The sequence below is a fragment of the Salinibaculum rarum genome, assembly GCF_030505615.1.
In the GTDB taxonomy this organism is placed as follows: domain Archaea; phylum Halobacteriota; class Halobacteria; order Halobacteriales; family Haloarculaceae; genus Salinibaculum; species Salinibaculum rarum.
Genome location: NZ_CP129992.1, coordinates 1,023,573 through 1,046,168, shown reverse-complemented (window position 1 = coordinate 1,046,168; position 22,596 = coordinate 1,023,573). Strand labels below are relative to the sequence as shown.

At 63.0% G+C, this 22,596-nt stretch carries 28 protein-coding genes; 18 read left to right on the top strand and 10 right to left on the bottom strand.

Translation table 11 applies throughout. From position 1 onward, the window contains the following. Positions 1-40 precede the first annotated feature (40 nt). On the bottom strand, positions 41-1,186 hold the full coding sequence (locus QYL91_RS05705) for a signal peptidase I (protein ID WP_302082418.1): 1,146 nt from the start codon (positions 1,184-1,186) through the stop codon (positions 41-43). Between the two features lie 266 nt (positions 1,187-1,452). On the opposite strand from QYL91_RS05705, the gene QYL91_RS05700 reads away from it, so the two are divergent. Further along, the gene (locus tag QYL91_RS05700; RefSeq protein WP_302082417.1) at positions 1,453-1,602 is read left to right on the top strand and encodes a hypothetical protein; all 150 of its coding nucleotides are present in this window, start codon (positions 1,453-1,455) and stop codon (positions 1,600-1,602) included. 126 nt (positions 1,603-1,728) lie between these two features. Further along, positions 1,729-1,875 carry a hypothetical protein gene (locus QYL91_RS05695; RefSeq protein WP_302082416.1) on the top strand — a complete coding sequence of 49 codons (147 nt, stop codon included), beginning with the start codon at positions 1,729-1,731 and terminating at the stop codon, positions 1,873-1,875. 131 nt (positions 1,876-2,006) lie between these two features. Here QYL91_RS05695 and QYL91_RS05690 read toward each other — a convergent pair whose 3' ends face one another. Further along, positions 2,007-2,612, bottom strand: a complete 606-nt coding sequence (locus QYL91_RS05690; RefSeq protein ID WP_302082415.1) for a hypothetical protein — start codon at positions 2,610-2,612, stop codon at positions 2,007-2,009. Between the two features lie 478 nt (positions 2,613-3,090). Here QYL91_RS05690 and QYL91_RS05685 point away from each other — a divergent pair, with 478 nt between their 5' ends. From QYL91_RS05685 to QYL91_RS05670, 4 genes are all read left to right on the top strand, one after another. After that, positions 3,091-3,663, top strand: a complete 573-nt coding sequence (locus tag QYL91_RS05685; protein WP_302082414.1) for a DUF7344 domain-containing protein — start codon at positions 3,091-3,093, stop codon at positions 3,661-3,663. Continuing rightward, positions 3,663-4,157, top strand: coding sequence for a hypothetical protein (locus QYL91_RS05680; protein ID WP_302082413.1), 495 nt, complete (start codon positions 3,663-3,665; stop codon positions 4,155-4,157). The genes QYL91_RS05685 and QYL91_RS05680 overlap by 1 nt, the downstream gene beginning before the upstream one ends. A gap of 200 nt (positions 4,158-4,357) precedes the next feature. Next, positions 4,358-5,173, top strand: coding sequence for a hypothetical protein (locus QYL91_RS05675; protein ID WP_302082412.1), 816 nt, complete (start codon positions 4,358-4,360; stop codon positions 5,171-5,173). Positions 5,174-5,205: 32 nt separating this feature from the next. Continuing rightward, positions 5,206-6,135, top strand: coding sequence for a rhomboid family protein (locus QYL91_RS05670; protein WP_302082411.1), 930 nt, complete (start codon positions 5,206-5,208; stop codon positions 6,133-6,135). Here the strand turns inward: QYL91_RS05670 and QYL91_RS05665 are convergent. Together QYL91_RS05665 and QYL91_RS05660 are read right to left on the bottom strand one after the other, a co-directional pair. Then, positions 6,132-7,022: a coiled-coil protein gene (locus QYL91_RS05665; RefSeq protein WP_302082410.1), complete on the bottom strand. Its 891-nt coding sequence runs from the start codon at positions 7,020-7,022 to the stop codon at positions 6,132-6,134. The two genes, QYL91_RS05670 and QYL91_RS05665, sit on opposite strands and share 4 nt — an antisense overlap. A 299-nt stretch (positions 7,023-7,321) precedes the next feature. Next, positions 7,322-9,184, bottom strand: coding sequence for a glycoside hydrolase family 2 protein (locus QYL91_RS05660; protein ID WP_302082409.1), 1,863 nt, complete (start codon positions 9,182-9,184; stop codon positions 7,322-7,324). Between the two features lie 121 nt (positions 9,185-9,305). Here QYL91_RS05660 and QYL91_RS05655 point away from each other — a divergent pair, with 121 nt between their 5' ends. From QYL91_RS05655 to QYL91_RS05645, 3 genes are all read left to right on the top strand, one after another. Then, positions 9,306-9,458: a hypothetical protein gene (locus QYL91_RS05655; RefSeq protein ID WP_302082408.1), complete on the top strand. Its 153-nt coding sequence runs from the start codon at positions 9,306-9,308 to the stop codon at positions 9,456-9,458. Positions 9,459-9,495: 37 nt separating this feature from the next. Continuing rightward, positions 9,496-10,218: a diphthine--ammonia ligase gene (locus tag QYL91_RS05650; protein WP_302082407.1), complete on the top strand. Its 723-nt coding sequence runs from the start codon at positions 9,496-9,498 to the stop codon at positions 10,216-10,218. 348 nt (positions 10,219-10,566) lie between these two features. Next, entirely contained in the window at positions 10,567-10,743 is a 177-nt protein-coding gene (locus QYL91_RS05645) for an HVO_0416 family zinc finger protein (RefSeq protein WP_302082406.1), read from the top strand. A gap of 105 nt (positions 10,744-10,848) precedes the next feature. On the opposite strand, the gene QYL91_RS05640 is transcribed toward QYL91_RS05645, so the two are convergent. Next, entirely contained in the window at positions 10,849-11,349 is a 501-nt protein-coding gene (locus QYL91_RS05640) for a PadR family transcriptional regulator (RefSeq protein ID WP_302082405.1), read from the bottom strand. A gap of 165 nt (positions 11,350-11,514) precedes the next feature. Between QYL91_RS05640 and QYL91_RS05635 the strand changes: the two genes are divergently transcribed. The 3 genes from QYL91_RS05635 to QYL91_RS05625 all read left to right on the top strand — a co-directional run bounded on the left by QYL91_RS05635 (position 11,515) and on the right by QYL91_RS05625 (position 14,153). After that, positions 11,515-11,862 carry an ArsR/SmtB family transcription factor gene (locus QYL91_RS05635; RefSeq protein ID WP_302082404.1) on the top strand — a complete coding sequence of 116 codons (348 nt, stop codon included), beginning with the start codon at positions 11,515-11,517 and terminating at the stop codon, positions 11,860-11,862. 60 nt (positions 11,863-11,922) lie between these two features. After that, complete coding sequence (locus QYL91_RS05630) at positions 11,923-12,219, top strand: DUF7521 family protein (RefSeq protein WP_302082403.1); 297 nt, start codon at positions 11,923-11,925, stop codon at positions 12,217-12,219. A gap of 80 nt (positions 12,220-12,299) precedes the next feature. Then, positions 12,300-14,153 (top strand): UvrD-helicase domain-containing protein, encoded by a 1,854-nt coding sequence (locus tag QYL91_RS05625; protein WP_302082402.1) that lies wholly within the window; start codon positions 12,300-12,302, stop codon positions 14,151-14,153. A gap of 9 nt (positions 14,154-14,162) precedes the next feature. On the opposite strand, the gene QYL91_RS05620 is transcribed toward QYL91_RS05625, so the two are convergent. Then, on the bottom strand, positions 14,163-15,266 hold the full coding sequence (locus QYL91_RS05620; protein ID WP_302082401.1) for an RNA ligase: 1,104 nt from the start codon (positions 15,264-15,266) through the stop codon (positions 14,163-14,165). 86 nt (positions 15,267-15,352) lie between these two features. Between QYL91_RS05620 and QYL91_RS05615 the strand changes: the two genes are divergently transcribed. Then, positions 15,353-16,084, top strand: coding sequence for an RNA ligase partner protein (locus tag QYL91_RS05615; protein WP_302082400.1), 732 nt, complete (start codon positions 15,353-15,355; stop codon positions 16,082-16,084). A gap of 1 nt (position 16,085) precedes the next feature. On the opposite strand, the gene QYL91_RS05610 is transcribed toward QYL91_RS05615, so the two are convergent. After that, complete coding sequence (locus tag QYL91_RS05610) at positions 16,086-16,328, bottom strand: DUF7533 family protein (RefSeq protein ID WP_302082399.1); 243 nt, start codon at positions 16,326-16,328, stop codon at positions 16,086-16,088. Between the two features lie 81 nt (positions 16,329-16,409). Here QYL91_RS05610 and QYL91_RS05605 point away from each other — a divergent pair, with 81 nt between their 5' ends. After that, positions 16,410-17,078, top strand: a complete 669-nt coding sequence (locus tag QYL91_RS05605; protein ID WP_302082398.1) for a riboflavin synthase — start codon at positions 16,410-16,412, stop codon at positions 17,076-17,078. Here the strand turns inward: QYL91_RS05605 and QYL91_RS05600 are convergent, their stop codons facing one another. Continuing rightward, the gene (locus QYL91_RS05600) at positions 17,079-18,104 is read right to left on the bottom strand and encodes a PrsW family intramembrane metalloprotease (protein WP_302082397.1); all 1,026 of its coding nucleotides are present in this window, start codon (positions 18,102-18,104) and stop codon (positions 17,079-17,081) included. It abuts the gene before it with no gap. Between the two features lie 319 nt (positions 18,105-18,423). Here QYL91_RS05600 and pdxT point away from each other — a divergent pair, with 319 nt between their 5' ends. Both pdxT and hisE read left to right on the top strand, forming a co-directional pair. Then, complete coding sequence (gene pdxT / locus QYL91_RS05595) at positions 18,424-19,023, top strand: pyridoxal 5'-phosphate synthase glutaminase subunit PdxT (protein WP_302082396.1); 600 nt, start codon at positions 18,424-18,426, stop codon at positions 19,021-19,023. A gap of 49 nt (positions 19,024-19,072) precedes the next feature. Then, complete coding sequence (hisE, locus tag QYL91_RS05590; RefSeq protein WP_302082395.1) at positions 19,073-19,366, top strand: phosphoribosyl-ATP diphosphatase; 294 nt, start codon at positions 19,073-19,075, stop codon at positions 19,364-19,366. Positions 19,367-19,372: 6 nt separating this feature from the next. On the opposite strand, the gene QYL91_RS05585 is transcribed toward hisE, so the two are convergent. Continuing rightward, positions 19,373-19,735 carry a DUF5518 domain-containing protein gene (locus QYL91_RS05585; RefSeq protein WP_302082394.1) on the bottom strand — a complete coding sequence of 121 codons (363 nt, stop codon included), beginning with the start codon at positions 19,733-19,735 and terminating at the stop codon, positions 19,373-19,375. Positions 19,736-19,828: 93 nt separating this feature from the next. Between QYL91_RS05585 and QYL91_RS05580 the strand changes: the two genes are divergently transcribed. Then, positions 19,829-20,791 carry an NOG1 family protein gene (locus QYL91_RS05580; RefSeq protein WP_302082393.1) on the top strand — a complete coding sequence of 321 codons (963 nt, stop codon included), beginning with the start codon at positions 19,829-19,831 and terminating at the stop codon, positions 20,789-20,791. A 144-nt stretch (positions 20,792-20,935) separates the two neighbouring features. On the opposite strand, the gene QYL91_RS05575 is transcribed toward QYL91_RS05580, so the two are convergent. Next, positions 20,936-22,234, bottom strand: a complete 1,299-nt coding sequence (locus QYL91_RS05575) for a TIGR00341 family protein (protein ID WP_302082392.1) — start codon at positions 22,232-22,234, stop codon at positions 20,936-20,938. Positions 22,235-22,323: 89 nt separating this feature from the next. Between QYL91_RS05575 and QYL91_RS05570 the strand changes: the two genes are divergently transcribed. Beyond that, on the top strand, positions 22,324-22,575 hold the full coding sequence (locus QYL91_RS05570; protein ID WP_302082391.1) for a DUF7861 family protein: 252 nt from the start codon (positions 22,324-22,326) through the stop codon (positions 22,573-22,575). Positions 22,576-22,596: the final 21 nt, after the last annotated feature.

The window sequence follows — 22,596 nt, the reverse complement described above, 5'->3', positions numbered from 1 at the left end:
TGGATATTGGACTGACGGTTTCAAAAGCGGGGCAGACGCGTCACCGGTACCTGGAATAGAGGCGAGTGAGTCGGGATGGCGCCTCGCGTGACCGCGACCGGATTCGGCCAGTCCCGAGAAGGCCCACCCCGACGAGGTAGAACGGCACGACGATGAGCGCGTCGATGGCGACGACGGGGAGCCAGGGGTGGACGCCATAGAGCGTGCGAATCATCGCCGGCGGCAGGACCGCGAGATACCGGTGTTCGACGACATAACGGCGATAGGTCCCGGTCTCCGGGGGCGCAGACAGCGTCATCGTCGTGTTCGCGAGAGACTGTGACTCGATTCTGAGTTTCCGTGGCTGTACGTCGACGCCCTCACCCCTGGGTTCGAGATACGTGACGATGGGAAGCAGTCCGCTGTTCCCGACGGTGTAATTTGTCGACATACTCGTCCCCTGTTCGATGACGAACGGGCTGTCGGACTCGAACTCGGCGCTGACGATGGTGTACTCCTGGGTTCCGGCCGGCGCTGCCATCGCCGCCGTCGCTGCGAGCGCGAGTCCCAGCGCCATCGCCGCGACCAGCAGTCGCGTACTCGTTCCCGTGTCGCGCCCGCGGTCGCGCTCGCGATGCTCCCCGTCGTCGAGGTACAAATCGACCAGATAGAGCAGCACCGTCGCGCCGAGCAGGAGATAGGTCAGTCCCTGCAGTCCGAGCAGCGACCGCGTGCCAAACAGCCCCGCGAGTCGGACCTGCAGCGTCTGGATGGTGTTCTGTAACGTCTGGATTGCCGTCCCGAGGTGCGGAATAGTGAAGACGCTGCCGCCGGGTTGCCAGGCGACGGCGACGATTTGCTCCGAGCGGACCGGCGGCTCCTCGTTGTCCTGGTCGGCAAACGGATTCGCGTCACCGCGCGTGATGTAGCCCCGCTCGGTCTCCTCGACGATGCGGTGGGTCGTCAGCCCGCCGCCCTGAATCTCCTCAGCGCGGAAGGTGACGACATCGCCGGTCTCGACCTCGCCGGCGAGTGCCGTCGGCACGGCCACGAAGCCGTCGCCGGCGTTCATCGTCGGCTCCATACTCCCCGTCTCGACGTAACTCAGCAGGATTGGCTGGCCGAGCAGGTTCCCGGCGACGAGTGAGACGGCGACGAGAACGACTGCGAGCGTCACAGCGAGGCGGAGATAGCGACGGAGGGACATTGACGGTTGTCTGTATCTTTGACAACAGGTCAGGCGATAATAAAACCCGCTCACGTCGGCCGATAACGGAGTCAGCGCGTGGGTGAGTTCCCGCGGACGGCGAGTGTGCGCAGAGCGTGACGGCGTCGCCAGCGGACGGCGTTTCGAGACCGGCGCGCAGTGGGGCCGTTCTGTCCCGAGTATCCGATTCGATACTGGGTCAGGGGGTGTTTGATTGCGTTCACGCGGGCCAATACAAGGGACCGCTAGGGCGTAGCCCAGCATAGATGTCCATCGAAACCACCTCAGACGACGTCGACATCGAGTCGTTGCACGACCACCTGACCCAGGCGCTGGACGCGGCGGAGTGCGAGCCGACAAAATATCACATCCGAGAAGCCTGTCAGAAAGTGGTCATCCTGAACGAAGAGGAGTAACACCGAGCACAGTACGGAATCGAGCTCGAACGGTGTGGGTGGTCGGACAGTGCGCGAGAGGGGAGCGGCCCGGCACCGGTCTTCACGGGGGCGAATACTGAGTGTGGGGAGTTCTAACATAGCGGTATGTCAGTCGACAGCCCCAGCGAGCGGGTCGAAGTGCCGCTGCTGTACGCCCACATCGCGGATGCGCGGGAGCACGCAGAGAGTGAACGTGCGCGGGAGCATCTGCGTGAAGCCGCCGAGTACGTGATCACGTTGGAAAAGCAGTGAAATAGAACCGACTGTGAAATCGTAATCGCCAGCAGAGGCCCGTGGCTATCGGACTAAGTATATCGAGTCGAGAAAACAGCTCGATTTTCGCGACGGTAGACGTGTTCTATAAATCGACAACTCCGAGCCGCTTACTGTTCGCCGATAGAGAGTTCCTCTCGGCTCTCCGCGTGGACTGTAATCGTTCCGGTCTCCCACTCAGCGCTCAGTGAATCCGGGGTTTTGATAGCAACCCCAACACCCGTGTACGAACCGGCGACGATGCCGTTACCGACCCGATTAGTGTGGTCTTCCGGCGCCGTAAACTCGTAGTTGCTTGGCTTCGTGTACGAGGTATAGAAATAGAAGTTATCTGGATTGTCCAAATCACTCCAGTCGATGTCGATATTAATCTGTTCCTCGCTCTTACTGGCCACGCCGAACACACCGTCGAAGTAATACGTCGAATCGGCACCGAGGCCACTGCCTGCACCACCGACGAAACCTTCGGGGTCCTCAATCTGATCGTTCCCATCAAATGCTAGCTGCAGCTTCCCACTGCCAGAGCCTTTCGCGTACTCGTCGTTCGAAAGTCCGCTGTCGCTATCCATCAACCCCAGGTAAGCGGATTCGTCGGCGACAACAGCGGCGTTAACCGTTCTGTTCGCCTCTGCACTCGTAAACGCACCAGTACCCATTGCAGCTGCCCCGCCGGCAGCGAGCGATCCCATTCCAACGAGGAATTTGCGTCGTTGCATAGTTGTTCACCGCGCGCCTTTCTGCGGCGCGCTTACTCAGATGATAGATTGCTACCATGTTTGTATTCAGCCGCGTGAGACGCGTCTCAAGGACCGTGAATCTGATTCACGCGGGTCAAGAACTGCCGCTCGGAGTCGTCAAAATGCGTCAAGTCTGGCCTGAAGACGGCCCAAAATCAGCGTAGACCTGGCATAACAGACAACCCGAAGATACGTTCATTCAACGACATCCCCGCAGCAGACGAATTTAGATCCTAAATCGGTATTGGTAGCTTTAGAGTTCAGAAGCCGCGTTTTGGACGTTTCAGGTCAGTGTTCAAAGAGTGTCTGAGTTACTTCTCGCACCCATTGAATGGTAAATTAGGCTGAAAGTAAAGGAAATCATATACTAAAAGATGTGAGGGCTTTTATACGATTACAATACAAGCATCTGGCAAGGGGAGAAGGTTTGGCGCAAGCTCAACATCAGCCGGCAGAAGTGCCTGAGCCAGAAACAGAGGAATCGTCATCGAGCATCTCCAGGGATACGATGTACAAGATGCTCGCCAATCAGCGGCGGCGGTACACGATTCACTATCTCAAAGAACAGGACGGAACGGTCCCACTCGGCCTGCTCGCAGAGCAGGTCAGCGCGTGGGAACACGACACCAGTCTCGACCAGATCACCTCCAACCAACGCAAGGCAGTCTACACAGCCCTCCAGCAGCGCCACCTGCCGAAGCTCGACGATGCGGGTATCGTCAACTTCGACAAGCGCGCGGGCACGGTCGAAGCGACGGACTCCCTGCAAACCATCGACATCTACGCCGAAGTCGTCGAAGAAGGGGAGTTCCCGTGGAGCCAGTACTACCTGGGTCTGTCGACGATTACGCTGGCGTTGATGGTCGCCGTCTGGGCGAACGCCTATCCGCTGGCAGCGCTGCCCGACATTGCCTGGGGGATCTTCTGTGCAGTCTCGTTTACCGTCTCCGCAATTGTCCACGTCTTCGTGACTCGGGAGATGAAGCTCGGAAGTACACCAGAACCACCAGGAAAACACGGTGACCAGTAATGGGACGACGAAGACGTATCGCACTGCTCGGACTCGTCGTTGCCAGTCTCGTACTGGCTGGCGGGAGCACTGCGTTCAGTTCGACAGCCGCCAACCGGGGCGTTTCGGTGTCGGTCGCCAGCGACGAGAACGCGTATCTCGCATTCCCCGACCATGAACTGCAGTGTGGAAACCCAGCGGGTGATTCACGGAGCAACACCATCCTCCAAAATCAGTTCGATACGACTCTCGATTCCGTCGTCGTCACGGTGTCGGTCTCCAAGGGCAAACTGCGAGTCGGAAAGGAACCAGGGGAGCTTGTACAACTCGAACCAGAAGAACCGGAGTCATTCGAATATAAACTCAACCCGGGCGCCAACGCGACGGTGCAAGTAGCCCCACCAAATGGAAGCGCCACCTCGGCTGATACCGTTCACATCGAAGCAGAAGCCACAGGAGATGGAATCCACGCCACACTCGACGAACGGAATTTCAATTCGACCTGTGGTAACTGACCGCTGAAATCGGTGACTGAGACACGCCGCCGGGTTCCGAACCGAGGTGGCCCCTCCCGCCGTGAAATCCGCTCCTTTGGGGGGCTCTAAACCAGACTCAAGCCAGCCGTGAACTCGTTCACGGGCCAGAATACAAAGGATTCAGCCACAGTACAGCAGACAAGGCACCGGCTCGTCGTCCAGTCTCACAGAGGCCAGCTATGAATCGAACGCGACTCCTGCTCGTCGGCGTGCTCGTCTCCGCGGCACTACTCGTCCCCACGGGTGCGTTCTCCTCGTCTGGGACTGACCAGGTAGACGACGCGGACCTCGAAATGTCACCCTCGGACGGCCCAAACGGGAAGTACGCGGTCCTGAACAGCGACGACGAAATCGAACTCCTGCTGACCGGCAGGAATCCCGATGTAGAGGGTGAGGGACTCAACGACGGCACGGTGACGCCGATTCACGACGTGTTTACGATTACCTACACCGGTGACGAGTACGCGCGCGTCTGGCTCACCGACGACGCGACGGACGTGCGGTTCTATCGCAGCGATGCACCCGACGAGTCACTCGAAGGGAAGAAGAACATGACCGTGCTCGGCCCCGACGAAACCATCTCCGTCGGCCTCCTCGTCGACACGCGCGGCGACGACGACGTCGAGAGCGCCAGCAAATTCACCGTCAACGCGGAGGTGGGCACGCCGACCGCCGAGCAGCAGGGTGTATCGAGCTACGACGCGGACGACGACTGGGACGGGGAGCCACTGGAGCCGGACACGCCAACCCCAACCCCGACAGAAACAGAGACGCCGTCCACGGACAGCGAGACCACGGATTCGACGGGAATCCAGGCCAGTGAGAACCCGGAGACAGAGAGTGAAGCGTCGGCCAGCGACGGCGGCCCAACGCAGAACAACGAGTCGGGAGGGGCGACGGAACTGGGTGGCTTCGACCCGATGGTGCTGGCGCTCATCGTCGCCGCCCTGCTCCTCAGCGTGGCCGGGATTCGCCTGTACCGCACCCTGGAGTAAGCCGTATAGTTCCGGACGAGAATTACCGTGCAATGTCACAGTCGGAGACACAGCGACGAGACAGGCAGGCTGGGAGCGGGGTGGTCGGCCGCGTTCGGCCGGGCGACCTGGTCCTGATAGCCGCCGTGCCGGCGGTGTTGCTCGCAGTGTTTGCGCTCCCGGAATCGACCCGACAGACGCTCGTCTTCGAGTACACGGCGCCGACGGTCTGGACTGCGTTTGCCGCTCCCTTCGTCCACTTCGACAGCGGCCACCTGGCGTTTAATCTGGTGGGCTATGGGCTCGTCGTCCCGGTGGCATATCTGTTGAGTGCGGTCAACCATCGCCACTGGCGGTTCAGAATCGCGCTCGTCTCGCTGGTGGTGAGCTGTCCGGTCTTGCTGTCGTATCTGAACCTCGCGATTGTCCGCGACGGCAGCGGCGTCGGGTTCTCCGGCGTGCTCATGGCACTGTACGGCTACCTCCCGCTGGCGCTGGCCGACCATCTCGAATCGCAATTCGATGCCGGTCGGACCCGGACGGTCGCGCCGCTGTTGTTTTTCCTCGTGTTGACCGTCATGACTGGGCTGACGCTGTGGCTCACCGCCGCGTATCCCGTATCGGTGCCGGTTCGCGGCGTCGTGGTGCCGGTCGGGCCAGTCCTGACCGCGACACTCGCTGGACTGTTGCTCGCACTGGCACTCGTCGTCGTGCTGTATCTCCTCTCACTTCGCGACGAGTGGGAGAACGGGCTGGCCACGCTCCGGAACGCCATCGACCGGTCCGGCCACTTCGAACTGGCCGTCGTGGGGGCGCTGTTGCTGGTCGCCGTTCCGTTCGCGACGTTCCCGCTCGACCCGACGGTCACAGACGGTGTCGTCAACCTCTACGTCCATCTGCTCGGCTACGCACTCGGCTTTCTGACGGTGTACCTGTACTGGCTGAATAACGAGTCGACGGCGCGGACCGACAGTAGAATCTAGAGCAGGCCGGTCTTCTGCAGCTTCATCAGGTCCTCGGTGTCGAGGGTTTCGCCTTCCTTGAACTTCTGGTAGATTTCCTCGGCTTCCTCGCGGGCGGCTTCTTCTTTCTCTTCGCGGGCCTCGCGTTCGGCCTCTTCCTCTTTCTTGTCGAGTTCGCGCAGGCGCTTCTGGACGCGGACGAAGTCCTCGTGGTGGCGGTCTGCGGCTTCCTGAGCCTCGACGAACTCCTCGTGTTTCTCGTCGGCCTCGTCACGGATTTCGTCGGCCTCGCGGTAGGCCTCGATCATCTGGTTGTGGTGTTTCTGGGCCTCGTCGGCCAGCTCCGTGACCTTCTGGTGGTGCGTCGAGGCTTCCGCGCGGACCTCTTCGGCTTCCTCCTTGATCTCTTCGAGGTCAGCGTTCTGGTCGAGTTTCTCCTTTTTGCTCTGGAGCTTCTCGCGTTTGTCCTCGATTTTCTCGATGAGTTCGCGCTCTTCCTCGGGACCGAGCACTTCGGTCTGCTGTTTGAACTCGAGGTCTTCGATTTCTTCCTCGAGCTCGTCCATCGACTTGCCCTCGTCGAGCTTGAGGTCGTTTTTGAGTTGCTCGACCTCGTCGAACAGCTCGTTTGCCTTCGCGTTGAGCTCGTTTCGCTTTTCCTTGTGCTCCTGGACTTGCTCGTTGAGCTCGTCGCGGCTCTCGCGGTGCTCCTGGGCCTCGTCGACCTTCTCGCGGGTTTTCGCGTTCAGGTCGTCGCGGTCCGAGGCGCGCTCGGAAGCGAGCTGGTTCAGTTCGTTTCGTCGGTCTCGAAGCTTCCCGGCGAGCTTGATGAGTTCGCCTTTGGAGTTCTCTTCGAGGTCTTCGTCTGTCAGTTCAACGTTCTTTGATTCGTCTATCGAGTCTACCATGGTTAGTCCTCTATGCCATCCCCGCTGCGGCTCCGGCAGTCGACCCCCCGTGACTGGCGGCTGCTACGTCGCCATCCGACGGCGACCGACCGGCAACGCCGGTCATGTCAGTATCGGTTGGCTGACGCCGACAACAAGATTTCCCTGTCATACTGGGCGATAGCACGATACTGCCGGAACGCCGCAACGTTCTGGTGACTATCACTACTGTCGATGGGCGCTTAAATATTCCGGTCCCCAAAACCCCTGTCTCTGTGTACCACGCGCCACGAGACGGTCGTTTGACGGTCAGCGGGCGATCACAGTTCGTAGTGGTTCTCGACTGTGCCCCCCGACGCAGTAAGTGTCAGCGTAATCGAGTCGGCCCCGCCGGGAATCTGGATGTCGTCGCGCCAGCGGCCGGTCCCCTCGACCGTAATCTCCTGTTCGGTACCCTCGCCGGCGGCCTCCCACGAGACGGTCGCCGAGAGCGGTTTCGGCCCGTCGTTCCGGACGACGAGGACCCGCTTTCCAGTCCCGGGATTCGGAAGGAACACCTGTGCCGGCTGGAACGCCGCCGCGAGTGTCTCCTGGGCCGCCTTGGGGTTGCCATCGGCGTCGTAGACGCCCATTCCGGCGGCGTCGGTGTCCCGGAGCGTCGCCGCAATAGCCCCCAGGCCCCGACAGCGGGCACGCTCTGCGACGGTTCGCACTGTCTCGGCCTGGTAGGCCTGTGACGCCTCGACGACGGCAGACGAGTCCTCCGAGTCGCCACTCGCAGAGACCCCAGCATCGACGTACCGGGCGTGTTTCTCGGCGTCGAAGCCCGCGGCCGCGTCGACGGCCTCGGCCAGCGACCCGGCGCCGAAACCGGCGAGGATGTCCGTCGGATACCGGTCCAGAAGCGTCTCGATGCTCTCGGCGGTGCCGTAGTCCCAGCCCGGGTAGTACGCCGCGGCGTCGTGGTCGATGCCGGGTTCGCCGACGACCGGGACGACGGGATATGCGGCGGGCAGGGCGTCGGCGACTGCCTCGGCGTCGCTGCGGTCGTAGCTGTTGCGCCAGCCCCGCCAGCGCAGACGCAGACCGTCGAAGACGCCATCGCCGAGCCCGTCGGCAAACGCCGCGGTCGGTTCGTCGTGGACGGCGACGGCCGCGAAACTCGGGTGCGTGCCGTAGGTGTCGGCCAGCGCCGCCGCGAGCGTGCGGCCCCGCTCGGTGTCGAATCCGCCGGGACCGGTCAGCGGGAGGTCCTGCCAGACGAGGAGCCCTCGCTCGTCGCAGGCCTCGTAGACTTCCCTCGGGAGCGCGTGGGCGCGAGCGCGAAGGAGGTTGGCGTTAGTCTCGATTGCCCGCTGGACGTCGTCGGGGTCGTCGGTCAGCGTCGTCACCCCGCGGATGGGGACTTCTTGGCCGTTGACGACCAGTCGGGGTCCGTCGCGGGCGACCTCGCGGATGCCGGTCGTAATGGAGTGTTCGCTGTTGCCGAGTTTGGCCGTGAGGCGATAGCGGTTCTGCTGGCCGAACTCCCGGGGCCACCACAGCGACGGGTCGTGGACGTCGATGGTGTGCTCGACGGTGGTCTTGCCCGGCCCGCTGGTCTCGACGCGCCCGCGGTTCATCATGCCACCTGTGTTGAGGTCGCCCTCGGGTTTGAGCGAGTAGGTGATTCGGTCCTCGATTGGGTCCTCGGAGACGACGGTCGTCCGGACGTGAAGCACCGCGCCGTCGTCGGTGAGTTCGGGACGGACGCGCATCTCGTCGATATACGGGAGCGGCCGCCCCTCGACGGTCGCCCCCCACCAGATACCGGGGACGGCCGCAGCGTCGGGAACGGCGTCGGTGTCGTGGATGCCACCGAATCGGTCCCGTGGCGCGTGGCAGGTGACGGAGAGTTCGTTTTCCTCGTACGGGAGGATTGGAATCCGGAGCGGGTCGAAGTAGGCATGGTGGTCTGCGGTCCCCTCGCCGTCGAGTCGCTCGCCGGTCACGTCGACCTCGGCGTGGGCGTAGAGGCCGCGCAACTCGATGACTGCGGCGTCGTCGCTCGGCCCGCGCGGGTCGTCGAACCGCGTCACGTAGGTCACGCCGTCGGCCCCGGCGAAGGCCGCTGGCTTGCCCGGCACCGACACCGACTGCTCGTCGGTCCCACCGACCGCCGTTGCACGCCACTCCTCGAACATACACACTCGGGCGTTCGCCGCCCCCATTACTGTTGCCCTACCGGCCGGCCGCTGGCGACCACTTTCACTTTCACTCCGCCCATGGCTCGGTTTAACGTACGAAGGCGACCATCGGTCTAGTATGCTCGACGAACTCGCCTGTACGTGCGACGCAGAGGGCTGTACGCGGACGCTCACCGACGCCGATTGCATGCTCGTCTACCGCACGGAGGCAGGCGAGCGCCGCGCCTACGAGTGTGGCTGTGGCGAGGTGACGGTGACGGTCCACCGATAGCGACAGCGATTTCACCGCCCGAACCGTCCCGCAACGTATGACATCGGGTGCGTGGGTCAGTCTCTTCTCGGGCGGCAAAGACTCCTCGTGGGCGCTCTACCAGGCACTGAAGCGGGACCTCCCCGTCGAGCGTCTGGTCACCGTCCATCCCGAGGGCGACTCCTACATGTACCACGTCCCCGCGACGGAACTCGCGAGTCTAGCCGCCGAGAGCATCGGCATTCCGCTCGTCGACGTCCACCCGGACGACTTCGGAGCCGAGGATGTCCCCGACGCGAGCGTCCAGGGAGACGAGGAACTCCAGCCACTCGAAGCGGCCCTCGAACAGTTGGCGAGTGAAATCGAGGGTGGAATCGCAGGGCTGACTGCCGGCGCAGTCGAAAGTGAGTACCAGACCAGTCGCATCGAGGCGATGGCAGACCGGCTGGAGGCGGACCTCTTTGCGCCGCTGTGGCAACGAGAGCCCGTCACGCTCGCCGAGGAGATGCTCGACGCCGGCTTCGAGATTACCATCATCCAGGTGGCCGCCGCGGGACTGGACGAGTCCTGGCTCGGGCGGACGCTGGACGCAGACGCGCTGGCGGACCTCAAGGCACTCAACGACGAGTACGGCGTCCACGTTCTCGGCGAGGGCGGCGAGTTCGAGACGCTCGTCACCGACGCGCCACACATGGCCCGCCCTCTCGAACTCGAGTACACGACCGAGTGGGACGGCACGCGTGGCAGTCTCACCATCACCGACGCCCGACTCGGCGAATAACAGCGAACGGACACTGACAGCGGGCTGGCAGCCGACATCGGTCCGGACGGCCGTCCGTGACTGGAGGGTATTATCGAGTAGGATAACTGGACAGGTATTTTTATTACGGCCTACTGTGACATTTCAGTCGCTGGCATCGTGGAGATGCCAAGACCCTCTCCCCCCTTTTGACCCGGCCAGTAGCAGGAATCTCCCAGACGACGGTTAGTCGCACTCAGACCAACTGGCGGTGAGTTGAAAGGAGCCACAGCAAGCGAGTATCAGCTCCGAGAATCGACATGGTACTGGCTTGCCAACACATGCCACAACCGTTAGAGCTATATGCTGGTGTGTTATACCATAGCATGTATGGCCTCCGCACCGAGCAGTAACGACATGTTCGACGAGTTCCTGTCCCAGCGCGGCCACGAGACGGACGATATTGGCTGGGAGGAAAGCTATAACAAAAAGCAGTGCCCGGAGTGTGGCGGACTCCACGACGATGTAGCCACAGAGTGCTCGGTCTGTGGCTGGACACCGATATAGACGGCAAAAACTGTTTTCCTGACACCGACCGGTCAGTGGCGACACTGTCTCTCGCGTGCCTGTCGTCAGGAGACGAATCGAACGGGGAGAAACGGGCAGGGGGTGTTACACTGTATCGAGTGCGGCGTGGAGAAACAGTCCGAGTGCGAGGTGCTGATACGCCGCGCGTTCAAGTTGTGACTCCGCGGCGTCGTCGTCGCTGATGGAGTACTGCTTTGTCTGAACGAGGTCGTGGCGCGTGAGGGTACCGGCCGATTCGAGGTCGTGCAGTCGGGGGTAGACGGTGCCCGGACTGGGCTGGACGTCGAACAGGTGTGCCATATCGTCCATCAGAGCGCTTCCGTGTGTCCCGTCGTCGCGCATCGCAATCAGCGCCACGAGAATCTCGTCTAGACTCTGCGTGAGTACCTCCTCGGCGACGTCGATGTCAGCGACGTCGTCGTCGAGCAGGTCCGCAGTGACCGACGACAGAACCTCCGTCGGCGTGCCGTCACGCCGGTCGCCGCGCACGCGCTCTATCAACTGAGCGGTGACAGCGGAAGAGCTGTCGTGTGGGGGGTCAGCCTGTACAACGTGTGGCGTCGCGTGAAGGTCGTCACCGGACATGGTTGACTAGACGAGGGCTGCATCTGGAGTTTCGCAAGGGAACACATAATACCCCGCGCGCGTTTTCCGATGCTGAAAGAACCCCCAGAGCAGCGGGCGCTGCCGTCCAAACGAGCCGATTGTCGCTCGAAAACCCTTATACACCGGGGCAGTAACTACCCGCTAGTGGACGACCGAAGCATCGAGGAGATTCTGGACACGATCGGTGACCAGCACGCTCGACACGTCCTCGCAGCAATCAGCCGCGAGCAGAAATCGGCCAAGGAACTCGCCGAGGAGTGTGACATGTCGCTGCCGACGGTGTACCGTCGCATCGAGATGCTCACCGAGTACGACCTCATCACGGAACAGACGCTAGTGGCCGACGACGGCAACCACTACAAGGTCTACGAGTCGAACTTCGAGAGCACGGTCATCTCCTTGCAGGACGACGAGTATCGCGTCCGCATCTATCGTGAGGAGAACCTGCCAGACCGGTTCAGTCAGCTGTGGGACGACCTTCGCGCCGAGTGACCGCCGCGCAGGTGAGGTAGCCACGTTTATTATAGCAGTTGGTGTACCATCGGTGAACAGATGGTCGACGTCGTGCCGGTGGCCAGGGGGCTGCTCGTGCTCATGCGGTTTGCAGTGTTCGGGCTGACACTCGGCATCACGCTCATCAGTTTCCAGGCCTACCAGAAGCGCCAGACAGCACGACTCCAATATGCCTTTCTCGGCTTTGCCTTCATCAGTATGGGCGTGGCAATCAGCAGCGTCATCACCCAGTTTGGCACGAGCACGGCCCCGCTGGTGAACATCTTCTTCCAGATGTCCGAGACGATACCCTTCATCATCGGATTTAGCATGCTGTACGTCTCGCTGTATCGATAGTGAAAGCACCCGCGCCGGCCGTCAACGACGCGAGTTCGAAGTCGCGCCGTTTATGAACCAGCGGACCCACTATGGTTGCAATGACTGACTCGACCACCCAGGTCGTCCGCCTGTTTGGTGGCCCGGGAAGCGGGAAGACGACGGCACTGCTCGACCGGGTAGAGCAATTACTCGAAGAGAAAGACGACATCGACGTGCGGGACATCCTCGTCGTCTCGTACACTCGCGCGGCCGCCGCGGAAATCCGCGAACGCCTCGCCGAACGGCTCGATATGACACCGCGTGCCCTGCGCGGGAACGTCTCGACGATGCACGCGAAAGCCTACGACCTGCTGAACCTCTCGCGGGGCGACGTGGTCGGCGAAAGCGACAAGGAGGACTTTTGCGACCAGTTCGGCATCGAGTACGAAGACGAGTACGAGGGCTCGCGCCGGCGCTCGGCGCGCTCGACGACGCTTGGCAACAAGGTCATCGCGACCAGCCAGTGGCTCCAGCGGACCACCCGCGACGTTGCCGACTGGTACGACGTGCCGTTCAAGTGGGACGACGAGGAGGTCCGCCTCCCACCGGACATCGACGAGAACGCCCAGACGGGGAACAAGTACACCCCGACCTGGCCCAGCGACGACGACCGACTGGACATCCCCGAAGCGATTCGCGCCTGGCGCAGCTACAAGGGTGACAACGGCCTCGTCGGCTTTGCGGACATGCTCGAACGGGTCCAGCAACGCTCCCTGCTCCCGAGCGTCGACTACCTGGTCATCGACGAGTTTCAGGACATCACGACGCTGCAGTACCAGGTCTACGCCGAGTGGCGACCCCACATGGAGCGGGTCCTCATCGCCGGTGACGACGACCAGGTCGTCTACGCCTGGCAGGGCGCCGACCCGGACCTCCTGCTCGAAGAGGACGTCGACGACGACGTCATCCTCCCCAACTCCTATCGCCTGCCCTCGCGGATTCTCAACGTCGTCAACCGCGAGGTGTCACACATCGAGAAACGACAGGACAAGGACCTCGAACCCCGCAAGGAAGGAGGAAGTGTCGAGGCTGTCGACCACCCCTCGATGCTCGACGTGGTTCGGAACGTCCGCGGTACGATAGCGGAAACCGAGGACGACACCGTGATGGTGCTGTTCCGGGCGCGCTACCAGATGTTCCAGTTCATCGACGAGTTCATCGGCGAAGGGATTCCCTTCCAGTGTCTGACCGACCAGCGGATGTGGACCGACCGACTCCAGCAGTACGTCGAGGCAATCGAGGCACTGGACGCCGACGAACCGGTCGACGGCCTGCAGGCTCGCCGTCTCGCTGACATGCTCGCAGATTCCGCCTTCGGGACCGGCGAGCGTGACGACCTCTTCGACGAACTCGACGAGCGCGAGGAGGCAAGCGACGTCGAGGACATCGTCAATCTCGAAATCGAAGCCGAGGTCATCCGGGAGTACGCACCCTTCGTGCCGGACCCCCGCTCTGCCGCGGACATGCTCCGGAAAGTCACCAACTTCCAGGAGCGGACCGTCGGCGCCTACTTCACCGGCGACTACCGTGGACTCGAGACGGACCGCGTTCGCGTCGGCACCATCCACTCCGCGAAGGGTCGCGAGGCCGACCACGTCTTCGTCGCCACCGACCTCACCGAGAAGGTCGTCGAGCAGATGGCCGCGACCGTCGAACAGAACGGCCAGCACGTCCCCGGCGACGAGGAGTTCACCAAGCACACCTCGCCGGTCCCCACGCTCACCGACAACGAACGCCGCGTGTTCTACGTCGGGATGAGCCGTGCCCGCGAACGCCTCGTTCTGCTGGAGAACCTCGTCGACGGCGCACCGACGCTGCCGGTCGACGTCCTCCTGAACAACGAACCGACCGGGTCCGACCTCGACGAGTTGCTCGCCGAAGCCGAAGAACCGATGCCCGCGCAGGCAGACTGACCGTTCCGGTCACTCGTCGATAGTCCCACCTGAGAGAAGGTGGTTGATTTTGTCCCGGCTGGCGTCTGCCACCTTCGTGAACCGGACGACACGCTCGTCGTCTTCGTAAGTGTCTTCCTCGATGTCGAGGTGGAGTCCGACGGCTCGAAACCGGTTCAGGAGCGACTCTATCGTCGCGGGGTCGCCGCGAACGGTGTGGGTGTCACCGATAGTCGAACCGTCTTCGACAGCGCGGATGCTCTCGATAGCAGGCAGCAGAACCGATTCGCCCATCTCGCGGGCGCGCTCGCGGGCAGTCGCCTCGTCTTCGCCGAACTCGACGGACTGGAACGCCTCGCGGATGACCCGTGCGAACATGAACTGCTGGCCGTAGTCGAAGGGCTTGTCGAAGGCGTGTGCGAGGTCAGCACGGTGAATCGCCGACGTTGTGTACTTGAGAGCGCGTTCTCCATCCTCGGATTTGACGACGACACCCTCCCGGCCCTGCTCGTCGAGGTCCGCGATGGCCTCGCGGATTGCATCGACGGCCGCGTCCGGTTCGTGGGTGCCAAACGCCGGGACTGTCGACAGGTCGTAGGCGTCACAGCGCTCGCGGCGGCGCTCGACGGCCATCGGCTCGCCGCTCTCCCGGTCGCGGAGGTCGAACACCCGGAGGGCAGCCTCGTCGACCTCCGCGTAGTCGTGGGTCGTGTAGGGGTTTTCCGGACCGATGAGTTCCCCACAGACGACCGTGTCCGGGTACTCGTCGAAAAAGGAATCGAGCGGGTAGTCGGCGGCCAGACTCGTCGTGAACGGACAGACGTAGCCGCTGCGAGTGAACGCGAGCACGTCACCGTCGACGCGCGCGATGCGGACGTTGTATCCGTTGAGTTTCTCCTCGACGGTGACCGGCCCGTCGAAGAAATCGGGGACGCCGGGCTCTAAGACGAGGACACGGGGAATCGAGGGAAAACCACGAACGACGGCGCAACCTGCGACGACGGTCCCGCGCTCGACGCCGTGGCGCTCGTCGGGGAGATAGAAGTACTCGCGGCCGCGGTAGGTCGCCCGCTCGAAGTGTTCGACGAGGTCGTCGTGGTCCGCGTCGAAGACGGTACTCAAATTGCGGTCCATGGTGGATACTCCGGCAGTCAGTGCCAAAAGCGTGGTGTGAGGTACCAGGCCGGAGAAGCTTTCACGTCGGGCACACAAGCACCGATATGGCCGAGTCACCGCTCAAGCAGCGGTTCGTCCTCGATACGTCGCTGTTTCTGACCCCCGAAATTCGAACCGAGGACGAGACCGTCGAGGAGGCCTGTCTCACACTGCTGGACCGCATCGCAGCGGCGCGACTCGAACACAACATCTCCTGTTATATGCCCCCCTCTATCTACGAGGAGTTGACGGTCATGCTGTCCGACCGGGACGTCGACGACGCGGTCATCCAGCGTCTCAACACCTGGGTCATCACGAAAAGTCCCGCCCACTACGAGGTGATGATTCCCGCGGAGATGGTCTACGAGTTCATCGACGAGATGTCCGAACGGGTCAACCGCGGCCTGCGCGTCTCCGAGAAGGCGGTCCGGAAGACCGAGCAGAAACAGGGTGAGACCGTCGAGGACCACGAACACATGACCGACGTCGACCGGGTGGTCTCGGATCTGCGCGACGAGTACCGCGACGCGCTCCGGCAGGGCATCCTCGATTCCCGCGAGGACTTCGATTTGCTCATCCTCGCGCGGGAACTCGACGCCGGCGTCGTCACCGAGGACCAGGGCATCATCAAGTGGGCGGAGGATTTCGGTCTGCGATACCTCCAGGGCCGGGACTTCCCGACGCTGCTCGATGAGTACCTCGCCGCGACCGAGGCTGGCCAGTGGGCCGACCGGGAGCGCTCTGCGCCAGGCATCGCCGACGAGCCATCGGAAGACAGCGACGCCGGCAGCGAATAGCCTACTCCTCTTCGTCGGGGTCTTTCGCGACGCGACCGGTGACCCGCTGGAGTGCCATCGCCGGCAGGTCCTTCGGCGACGTAACGTACTCCCGGCCGAGGACCATCACGACCGAGAGGAAGACGAAGCCAGCACCGACGAGTGCGTCCCCCTCGACGAGTTTGAGCAACCCGAAGAAGCCGACGGGGACGGCGAAGACGACGCTGCCGGCAAACTGGAGAAACTCGATGACGCCACGCGACATTGACGGACGTAGCACCGGCACCCACAAAAGGTCGCCCCTCGCATCGAAAGCGTTTGGCCGGTTCGACCCGAAACGAAGGGTATGTTCACGGGCATCGTCGAGGAGACCGGCGAGGTACTCGCAGTCGACGACCAGGACGGGGGGCGGCGCCTCCGAATCAGTACGACCTTCGAGGGACTCGAAGACGGCCAGTCCATCAGCGTCAGCGGGGCCTGTCTGACCGTCGAGGAGTTCGTCGACGGGGAGTGGTTCGCCGTCTTTCTCGCGGACGAAACCGTCGCGAAGACGTACCTCGGGACGGTGGGCGTCGGCGACGAACTGAACCTCGAACGGGCGATGCCGGCCGACGGGCGCTTCGACGGCCACGTCGTCCAGGGCCACGTCGACACCACGGCTGAAGTGCTCGACATCGAACAAGTGGGAGAGGGTTCCGCAAGCGAAGCGAGCGGAACCTCGTCGTCCGAGCGAAGCGAGTACGACGGTGATTGGTTCTACACGTTCTCCGTGCCGGCGAGTCAGGACCAGTACATCGTGCCGAAGGGGTCGATTACCATCGACGGCATCTCGCTGACCGTCGCCGACCTCGACGACGACGAGTTTACCGTCGCTATCATCCCCGAGACCTACCGGCTGACGACGCTCTCGGAGAAGGCAGTCGGCGACCCCGTACACCTGGAGGTCGACGTCATCGCAAAGTACGTCGAGAGCCTGGTCGACGAGGAGGCAGTGGAGAACGTCGTCGGGAAGTAATCAGGGGTCGAACTCGGTGAGTTCGCTCTGGATCGTCTCCCTGCGGTCGGTATGGACCTGTTCGTAGACCGCCCGATACTTCGAGAGTTTTCGGCCGAGCAGGACGGCAAAGAGACCGTCGTAGGCGATGATGAACACCACCACGGCGGCGAAATTCGAGAGGCCAACCGTCGCAGCGATGACGTCGGGAACGTGTGAGACGAGGACGTTGTATCCACCGTGGATGAAGATGGCGGCGAGCAGTCCCTTGATGACGATTGGAACGGCGTACTCGCGGTTGAACTTCGCCAGCCCGAGGTAGTAGCCGGCAAACGCCGAGTAGATGACGTGGCCGGGGCCGGCGAGTGCACGCTGGGTCGCAATCGACGTGCCCTGGGCGAGTGTCGTGCTGAATCCGGCGGCGCTGTCGGTGTATCTGGTGATGTAGATGGCGTTCTCGATGGTCGCGAAGCCGAGGCCGGCCATCGCGCCGTAGACGGCACCGACAACGACGGCGTTGAATGCGGGTTTGCGGTACGCGTAGAGCCAGACGGCGAGCAGTTTCACGCACTCCTCGATGGGCGCGACGACGAACAGAAAGAGGGCAGCCAGCGCAATCTCGTAATCGAGGTTGACGGCAAACAACAGCGGGACGACCTGCTCGGCGACGGCGACGTTGAGCACGCCGGCAAAGCCCGCAAACAGGAATCCGAGGACGAACGTGACAACGAGCAAGCGAAGCGACTCTCTGGTCGTCACGTCGGCGTACCAGATGTACGCGGCGAGCACCAGCGCCGGCACCGCAGAGAGGACCACGAACGCCCCGACAAGCGGGTCGGTGAGCGCGCCGAGACCACCGAGTGCAAACTGGGTAGCGAGGATGAGCACGGCGAGGACGACGAGTGCGATGCGTGCGGCGATGCGCGATGCCCGATAGAGACGGTAGATGACCCGGTCGGACAGCGACGCCGGCCGCCAGGTCACGACGTCCTGTAACTCCATGGACCCGTCGTCGCGCTGCTGAACCGGGTCCCGTCTGCCACTCATTGCTTGATACGTTGGCCGCGTCGCACCTAACGCTTTGCCCGCGGCCTCTGCTGCCGTCTCCGGCCGGCTTGCCAATACCGGACTTATCATTAAGGTTCATTATATACCCTAGTGGAGACGTTTAAGTAGTGAAACAGTCTCACACAGGGTAATGACCCGCTACAGTGCGAGCCGCGGTATCATGTACACAGCACCGCCGGCGACAGACACCGAGACACCGACTGCCGAGGTCGAGGCCGACAGCGAGGAGCCAGCGGCGGCCGACGACTAGGACTGCGACAACGAGGCCTTTTTCGCCGTCAATCACTCAGAAGAGAGCATGACGCTAACGGCGGGTGTCGTCGCGGTTCAGGGGGACGTCAGCGAACACGCGACGGCCATCGAACGGGCAGCGCGCGCACACGGCCAGGACAGTGAGGTACTCGAAATCCGCGAGTCGGGCGTGATTCCGGACTGTGACGTCCTGTTGGTCCCCGGTGGCGAATCGACGACAATCTCGCGGCTCCTCCAGCGGACGGGGATGGCCGAGGAGGTCATCGCCCACGTCGAGGCTGGCAAGCCGATGCTCGCGACCTGCGCGGGGCTTATCGTCGCCAGCATGGACGCCCACGACGACCGCGTGGAGACGCTGAACGTCCTCGACGTGACCGTCGAGCGCAACGCCTTCGGCCGGCAGAAAGACAGCTTCGAGGCCTTGCTCGAGGTCGACGGCTTCGAGGACCCCTTCCCAGCCGTGTTCATCCGCGCACCGGTCATCGACTCTGTCGACGACGACGTCGAGGTGCTGGCGTCTGTCGACGACCGACCGGTCGCAGTCCAACAGGGGCCGGTCGTGGGTACATCCTTTCACCCGGAGTTGACCGAGGACTCCCGGATTCACGACCTGGCCTTCTTCGAGACGCTGGCAGTCGAGGAGTGAGCCGGCAGTAGCGACAGACACAAACCCACCCCCGCCGACAGATTCGGCAATGAGCGACACCGACGAGATTCTCGACGAACTCTTCGCCGTCATCCAAGACCGCAAGGAGACGCTTCCGGAGGACTCCTACACAGCGTCTCTTTTCACCCACGAGAAGGGGGAAAACGCCGTGCTCGAGAAGTTAGGCGAGGAGACCACCGAACTCCTGCTGGCGGCGAAAGACGACGACCACGAGGAAATCGCACACGAGTCAGCCGACATCGTCTATCACATGCTGGTCTTGCTCGCGATGAAAGACATGGATGTGGCAGATTTGCGGGCGGAGTTGGCAGAGCGACGGTAGAGCGGTTTAGCCGAAGAAACCACCGACGGCGCCCCCGACTGCGCTGTCGAGGGCGAAGACGAAGGCGATGACGACGCCGACGACGAAGACGCTGGCACCGCCGAGCAGTCCGCCGACGGGACCGCCGGCAGCGAGCCCAAGCGTTGCGCCGAACAGTCCAACGATGACCGCGAGTGCGAGTCCGTCGAGTGCCCCAGCCAGCAGTCCGTGCCACGCGCCGCTGAGGAGGCCACCGCCCGCGAGGATGCCCGCCGCGAAGCCGGCAATCAGTCCGGCGCCGACGTGACCGATGACGGGGAGGGCAAACGCGAACAGTCCGGCGACGATACCGACGAGAAAGCCAAGCAGGACGGCACGCCAGTTGGTCATACAGTTCGTTGCCCGCCAAGCAGCAAGACAGTGTTGGCCCGCCGCGAACTGTAACGAACGCCCTTTTACCCCCTGGCCGTTTACTCGGGTGCAATGAGTCAGCCGTTCGAGGACCTCCCGACGATGCTCACTGCCGACGAGCTCGTCGACAAGGCCTTCTCCCGAGCCTCCCGCGCCGGCCGCGCCAAATCCGGGTTCGAGGCCCAGCAGTCGATGCTGATGACCGCCGCCAATATCGTCTCGGACAACCTGGAAAACGTCGTCACCGGATGGCCGGACTTTGCCGAACTCGACCCCTTCTACTACGAACTCGCCGACGCCCTCAGCGAGGTCGGCGAGATGCGCCAGCACCTCAACGAACTGATGTGGGCCAGCCGGAAGGCGACCGACATCCGCAAAGAGTACGAGAGTCGCCTGCAGGGCGACGTCGACACCGCGCGCAAACTCCGCAAGCAGGCGTTTGCCCGACTGGCCGACGTCGTCGAGGAAGTCGAGTCCGACATCGACGCGCTCAAAGAGGCGCGCGAAGAGTTGCGAAAACTGCCAGACATCCGCCCGGACGAACCCACAATCGTCGTCGCGGGCTATCCCAACGTCGGGAAGTCAACCTTCGTCAACACCGTCACCCGCGCCAGCAACGAGACGGCAAGCTACCCCTTCACGACCACGGAAATCCACGTCGGTCACGTCGAGCGCGACCACATCCGCTATCAGCTCGTGGACACGCCGGGGCTGCTCGACAGACCACCGGAGGACCGCAACGAAATCGAGTCACAGGCCGTCAGCGCACTCGAACACGCCGCCGACGCCGTGCTCGTGCTGGTCGACGCCAGCGGCGAGTGTGGCTACCCGCTCGCTGACCAACTGGAACTGCGCGACGACATCTCTGGTCGGTTTTCGGCTCCCGTCCTGACGATTTGCAACAAGGCAGACCGCTCACGCGAGGTCGAGGCCGACCACTACATGAGCGTCACCGAATCGGAAAACGTCGAGGCAGTGCTTGCCGCCGCCATCGACGCAGTCGGCTACGAACCGGAGTTTCCCTTCGACGAGTAGTTGTCCGGCCGAATCGGCACCCGCCGTACGAACATTTATCCGGAATCGAGCGACCAGCCACGCGCGTGTCCTGACCAGTCAGACGGGACAGGGTCGCGATAGCACGGCACACCTGTTTCGTCGCCGATACGTGCCGTCTGTTCGCTAGGCAGTCTCGGTCGTGACGTACCGGACCTCAGTCACGATACTCTGTCCCGTCGTCCGCTCGACGCGGGCGTCGATTTCGGGCGACAACCCGGACATGGACTGGCCGGGCGGGATACCGATAGTGACGATGACTCGTTGTGGTTCCTGGAACAGCGCCGTGTTGGTATGTTGGACCTCCACGTCGAGGACAGTCATTTCGAACGCTGTGTCCTCGTTTGCCACGGCGACAGCGGCCTCGGCATCCGCTGTTATCTGTTCGGTCGTCGTCGCCTGCGTGTAGGAGTCGTAGGTGACACCGCCGAGAAACGCCGACAGGACGACGATGGCGACGGCAAGCGTCGCGATGCGCTTGATAGTCGCCTGCCGTGCGTCTCCCTCACGAAACCAGTGTTCGGGACGGTAGCCGCTGTACCAGAGCACGACCAGCGCCGCGAGGTTGATAGAGAGGACGTTCACGAGCAACAGAACGCCCGACCCGACCGCCACGAGCGGTGCGCCCCACGCGAGTCCGATGCCGACCGTCGCCGCCGGCGGGATCAGCGCCACGGCAATCATCACGCCCACGAGCGCGGTGGACACGCCGGAAGTGAGACTCACGACACCAGCGACACCGGCACCGACAGCGACGACCAGCGACAGAAAGTCCGGCGCGATGCGCTCGCGTATCTCCGGGATGGTCGTCACGTCCGCCAGCGGCGGAATCAGGTTGCTGTACCGGACGACGAGTGCAAACAGCGCCGCGGTGACAATCGCCAGCACGAGCCCGCCAATCTGGAGGCGAACGCCCCGCGAAAAGAGGTCGTGGTCGTTAACGACCGTCCCGACGCTGGCGGCCATCGCCGGCCCGACCAGCGGTGCGATGACCATCGACCCGACGACGACAGCCGGGGAGTCGAGCAAGAGTCCAGCCGTCGCAATCAAGGCACTCACCACGGTCATGACGACGTAGACCTCGAGTGTCGGTGCGAGGTCACTCGCAGACGCGGTCAGTTCCTCGCGCGCGATACGTCCCTCGTCTTCCTCCTCGGCGTACCGCTCTTGGAGCTCCTCGAAGCGTCGTGAGACGACCGTGTTGGCCTCGACGACGACCGTGAACGCGTCGTCGCCCAGTCCGGCGTCCCGAAGCGACTCCAGTATCGGCTCGACCGCGTTGGTCGGCAGCGGAAAGTACGCGACGGCCGCGTACTCCCGGCCGCTGGTCTCGTCGGCGACCACGTAATCGACCCCCTCGTCGTCGAGTGTCGAGAGAATCGTCTGGCGTTTACCCGACGGGATGGTGACCTGTACGAGTCGCACGTCTTCGTGCTCGGCTGGCGGGGACAAAAGTGCTTGCGTCAGTCGGTCAGTAGGGACAAACGCTTACTCCGTTCTGCCGTAGTTGGGGTATGACCCACGACCGCATCCACGCACGCGAGCCGAGCCACCACACCGACCGCTGGAGCGTCGGGACCATCCAGAACCTGCGCCAGCAGGACGGCCACTGCGTGGTCACTGTCGAAACCCAACAGGGAGACAGTGTCGACCTCACCGTCACCCTGGCTGTGCAGGACCTGTTTGTCGGCCGGCTGGACCTCGACGCGGACGACTCGCCGGTCGGCGAGAAAGTCTGGTACCGTAAACACGGCGACGGGTCCTGAGCGGGTGCCACACTGGAGAGG

Bases quoted from the DNA above. Each gene is read 5' to 3' on its own strand.
- QYL91_RS05705 (WP_302082418.1), bottom strand. From the start codon at position 1,186: ATGTCCCTCCGTCGCTATCTCCGCCTCGCTGTGACGCTCGCAGTCGTT.
- QYL91_RS05700 (WP_302082417.1), top strand. From the start codon at position 1,453: ATGTCCATCGAAACCACCTCAGACGACGTCGACATCGAGTCGTTGCAC.
- QYL91_RS05695 (WP_302082416.1), top strand. From the start codon at position 1,729: ATGTCAGTCGACAGCCCCAGCGAGCGGGTCGAAGTGCCGCTGCTGTAC.
- QYL91_RS05690 (WP_302082415.1), bottom strand. From the start codon at position 2,612: ATGCAACGACGCAAATTCCTCGTTGGAATGGGATCGCTCGCTGCCGGC.
- QYL91_RS05680 (WP_302082413.1), top strand. From the start codon at position 3,663: ATGGGACGACGAAGACGTATCGCACTGCTCGGACTCGTCGTTGCCAGT.
- QYL91_RS05675 (WP_302082412.1), top strand. From the start codon at position 4,358: ATGAATCGAACGCGACTCCTGCTCGTCGGCGTGCTCGTCTCCGCGGCA.
- QYL91_RS05670 (WP_302082411.1), top strand. From the start codon at position 5,206: ATGTCACAGTCGGAGACACAGCGACGAGACAGGCAGGCTGGGAGCGGG.
- QYL91_RS05665 (WP_302082410.1), bottom strand. From the start codon at position 7,022: ATGGTAGACTCGATAGACGAATCAAAGAACGTTGAACTGACAGACGAA.
- QYL91_RS05660 (WP_302082409.1), bottom strand. From the start codon at position 9,184: ATGTTCGAGGAGTGGCGTGCAACGGCGGTCGGTGGGACCGACGAGCAG.
- QYL91_RS05655 (WP_302082408.1), top strand. From the start codon at position 9,306: ATGCTCGACGAACTCGCCTGTACGTGCGACGCAGAGGGCTGTACGCGG.
- QYL91_RS05650 (WP_302082407.1), top strand. From the start codon at position 9,496: ATGACATCGGGTGCGTGGGTCAGTCTCTTCTCGGGCGGCAAAGACTCC.
- QYL91_RS05645 (WP_302082406.1), top strand. From the start codon at position 10,567: ATGGCCTCCGCACCGAGCAGTAACGACATGTTCGACGAGTTCCTGTCC.
- QYL91_RS05640 (WP_302082405.1), bottom strand. From the start codon at position 11,349: ATGTCCGGTGACGACCTTCACGCGACGCCACACGTTGTACAGGCTGAC.
- QYL91_RS05630 (WP_302082403.1), top strand. From the start codon at position 11,923: ATGGTCGACGTCGTGCCGGTGGCCAGGGGGCTGCTCGTGCTCATGCGG.
- QYL91_RS05625 (WP_302082402.1), top strand. From the start codon at position 12,300: ATGACTGACTCGACCACCCAGGTCGTCCGCCTGTTTGGTGGCCCGGGA.
- QYL91_RS05620 (WP_302082401.1), bottom strand. From the start codon at position 15,266: ATGGACCGCAATTTGAGTACCGTCTTCGACGCGGACCACGACGACCTC.
- QYL91_RS05615 (WP_302082400.1), top strand. From the start codon at position 15,353: ATGGCCGAGTCACCGCTCAAGCAGCGGTTCGTCCTCGATACGTCGCTG.
- QYL91_RS05610 (WP_302082399.1), bottom strand. From the start codon at position 16,328: ATGTCGCGTGGCGTCATCGAGTTTCTCCAGTTTGCCGGCAGCGTCGTC.
- QYL91_RS05605 (WP_302082398.1), top strand. From the start codon at position 16,410: ATGTTCACGGGCATCGTCGAGGAGACCGGCGAGGTACTCGCAGTCGAC.
- QYL91_RS05600 (WP_302082397.1), bottom strand. From the start codon at position 18,104: ATGAGTGGCAGACGGGACCCGGTTCAGCAGCGCGACGACGGGTCCATG.
- pdxT (WP_302082396.1), top strand. From the start codon at position 18,424: ATGACGCTAACGGCGGGTGTCGTCGCGGTTCAGGGGGACGTCAGCGAA.
- hisE (WP_302082395.1), top strand. From the start codon at position 19,073: ATGAGCGACACCGACGAGATTCTCGACGAACTCTTCGCCGTCATCCAA.
- QYL91_RS05585 (WP_302082394.1), bottom strand. From the start codon at position 19,735: ATGACCAACTGGCGTGCCGTCCTGCTTGGCTTTCTCGTCGGTATCGTC.
- QYL91_RS05580 (WP_302082393.1), top strand. From the start codon at position 19,829: ATGAGTCAGCCGTTCGAGGACCTCCCGACGATGCTCACTGCCGACGAG.
- QYL91_RS05570 (WP_302082391.1), top strand. From the start codon at position 22,324: ATGACCCACGACCGCATCCACGCACGCGAGCCGAGCCACCACACCGAC.